3 protein-coding genes are annotated in these 2,335 nt (G+C 62.2%); 1 reads left to right on the top strand and 2 read right to left on the bottom strand.

Annotated features, from left to right (window positions below):
- Positions 1–92: 92 nt before the first annotated feature.
- The gene (locus tag VFE81_RS22900) at positions 93–785 is read right to left on the bottom strand and encodes an NnrU family protein (RefSeq protein WP_325046782.1); all 693 of its coding nucleotides are present in this window, start codon (positions 783–785) and stop codon (positions 93–95) included.
- Positions 786–823: 38 nt separating this feature from the next.
- Between VFE81_RS22900 and VFE81_RS22895 the strand changes: the two genes are divergently transcribed.
- The gene (locus VFE81_RS22895; protein ID WP_325046781.1) at positions 824–1,042 is read left to right on the top strand and encodes a hypothetical protein; all 219 of its coding nucleotides are present in this window, start codon (positions 824–826) and stop codon (positions 1,040–1,042) included.
- Here the strand turns inward: VFE81_RS22895 and phnY are convergent.
- On the bottom strand, positions 1,024–2,335 hold a 1,312-nt coding region (phnY, locus tag VFE81_RS22890; protein ID WP_325046780.1), incomplete at its 5' end, for a phosphonoacetaldehyde dehydrogenase. The genes VFE81_RS22895 and phnY overlap by 19 nt on opposite strands.

Below are 2,335 nucleotides of genomic sequence, written 5' to 3'. Positions count from 1 at the left end.
TCATGCGAATTTCCAGAAAAGATGTGGCGATGCAATAACCCGCATCGCTGGCGGCGCGCTATCGCTGCATGGCGTGACAGCCGGGGCTGCGGCTACAGCCAGCGCCAGATGCCTGCGGCCCACCCGGCGAAGGGGATATGCGCCCACGTCGCGACGAGCCAGACGACTACGCCGCCCAACAGCGCGTGCAAACCGAATCCGCCCAACTGCGCACGGCCGGCGGCGATCGCGGCGAACGGCAGGTAGCTCGTCTTCGATTCCCATACGGGCCAGAGATCGGGCTGGAGCTGCTCCTTCTTCCGATCCTGCAATGCGGCGCCGACGAGCGCGAGGACGACGATAGCCGTGGCGAGGATGATGTTCCTGGTCACCGGGAACACGGCAATGTGGCACAGCCCCCAAAGTGCGAACGACCACATCATCGGGTGACGCGTCACCGCGTACACGCCGCGCGCAGCATCCGGGAACGAACTGGGCTGGCCACCGGTGGGAAGCGCCGGGTTACGGATCAGAGAGCCCAGCAGGAGGATTGACGCGATCAGCATGACGACGGTCACAACCACCCAGAGCCCGTTTCCGACCGGCCATAGTGATTCCGTCAGGGGCGCCTTTCGGTAGGCCACGACCAGCCAGCCGAGCGTGAGGAAAGCAACCAGCGAATAGACGCCCAGGAACCCCAATTCGCCGATTGCGCGGACCAAACGCTTGCGCAGCGGATGGGACAAGACAAAGTGACTACCCACGAAGGCGATTGCCGCCGCCGCAACTGCGTTGGTGCTTCCCATTGGCCCGGCTCCTCAAGTCATGTCGCCGGCTGACCGTATTGCTCATTGTCGACGGCGTGGTACAGGAATTTCCAGTTGCCCTTGCCTTTGATCTTACCCCAACGGAACTTGAAAAAATGACGGCTGCGTTGCGCATCACGTTCCCTCTCAACGTGATTTCCGCCGCCGCGCCGCCGCTTCTCATTGCACTGGTTGCATGTCGGGAAGCGCGTCAGCGCTTCCCGACCTCACCCCATCATCACCATGGCAGCGAGTAGGTCTTCGTGTTGGTAAAGCTCTTCATGGCCTCCTGCACCCCTTCCTTGTAGCCGAGTCCCGAGTCCTTCACGCCGCCAAACGGCGTGAGTTCGAGCCGATACCCGGGTACTTCGCGCACATTCACGCTGCCCACTTCCAGTTCGGTGATGAACCGCGTGATGTAATCGAAGCGGTTCGTGCAGACCGACGATGACAACGCGTAGTCCGTGCAGTTCGACATGCGGATCGCTTCGTCGATGTTGGCAAAGCGCATGATCGGCGACACCGGTCCAAACGTTTCGTACTTGACGAGCGGCATGTCGGGCGTGACACGGTCGACCACCGTCGGCGAGTAAAGCGCGCCGTCGCGGACGTTGCCCGCAAGCAGACGGGCGCCGCGTGACAAGGCGTCGTTGACCTGGCGTTCGCAGAACTGCGCGGCCGCTTCGTCGATGACCGTTCCCATATCGACTGAACTGTCCGCCGGATTGCCATATTTCCAGGCGAGTGTCTTTTCTACGACGAGATCCGTGAAGCGGTCGGCAACCGCCTCATGTACCAGCATGCGTTTGATGGCGGTGCAACGCTGGCCCGAATTCTTGTACGAGCCCGATACGGCGAGCGAACTGGCTTCGTCGAGATCGGCGTCCTCCATCACGATGATCGGGTCGTTGCCGCCCAGTTCGAGCACGGCGCGCCGGTAACCCATCCGCGAGGCGATCGATTTGCCGATCGAGACGCCGCCGGTGAACGTGATGAGATCGACCGCGGGGTTCGTGATCAACTCGTCGGCAATGACACCTGGATCGCCCGTCAACACCTGAAGCATCTGCACCGGCAAGCCGGCGTCATAGAGGATGTCCGCAAGCAGATAGCATGACAGCGGCACTTTCTCCGACGGTTTCACGACGATGCGATTGTTCGTTGCAATCGATGGCACGATCTTGTGCGCGACCTGATTCATCGGGTGGTTGAACGGCGTAATCGCGGAGATCACGCCCAGCAGCGGATCGCGTTGCGTGTAGACGCGCCGTTTCTTGCCATGAGGCGTGAGGTCGCACGAGAAGATCTGGCCGTCGTCTTTTAGCACTTCGCCGGCGCCGAACACCAGCACGTCCGCGACGCGGCCCGCTTCGTAGATCGAATCCTTCTTGCACAAACCGGCTTCCGCCGTGATGACGGCGGCGATCTCTTCGGTGCGTGCACGCACTGCGTCGGCCGCGCGCCGCAGGATCGCGGCGCGCTCATAGCGCGTCAGCGCCGGACGGTACGCACGCGCAAATTCGAACGCGCGCCGCACGTCTTCGAGGGTT

It is taken from the genome of Paraburkholderia sp., assembly GCF_035656215.1.
Classification (GTDB): Bacteria; Pseudomonadota; Gammaproteobacteria; order Burkholderiales; family Burkholderiaceae; genus Paraburkholderia.
Note: the sequence above shows the minus strand (reverse complement) of the source record. Positions and strands in the feature narration are given on the sequence as shown.

Excerpts from the sequence above, each read along its gene's own strand:
- VFE81_RS22900 (WP_325046782.1), bottom strand. The coding sequence starts at position 785 with ATGGGAAGCACCAACGCAGTTGCGGCGGCGGCAATCGCCTTCGTGGGT.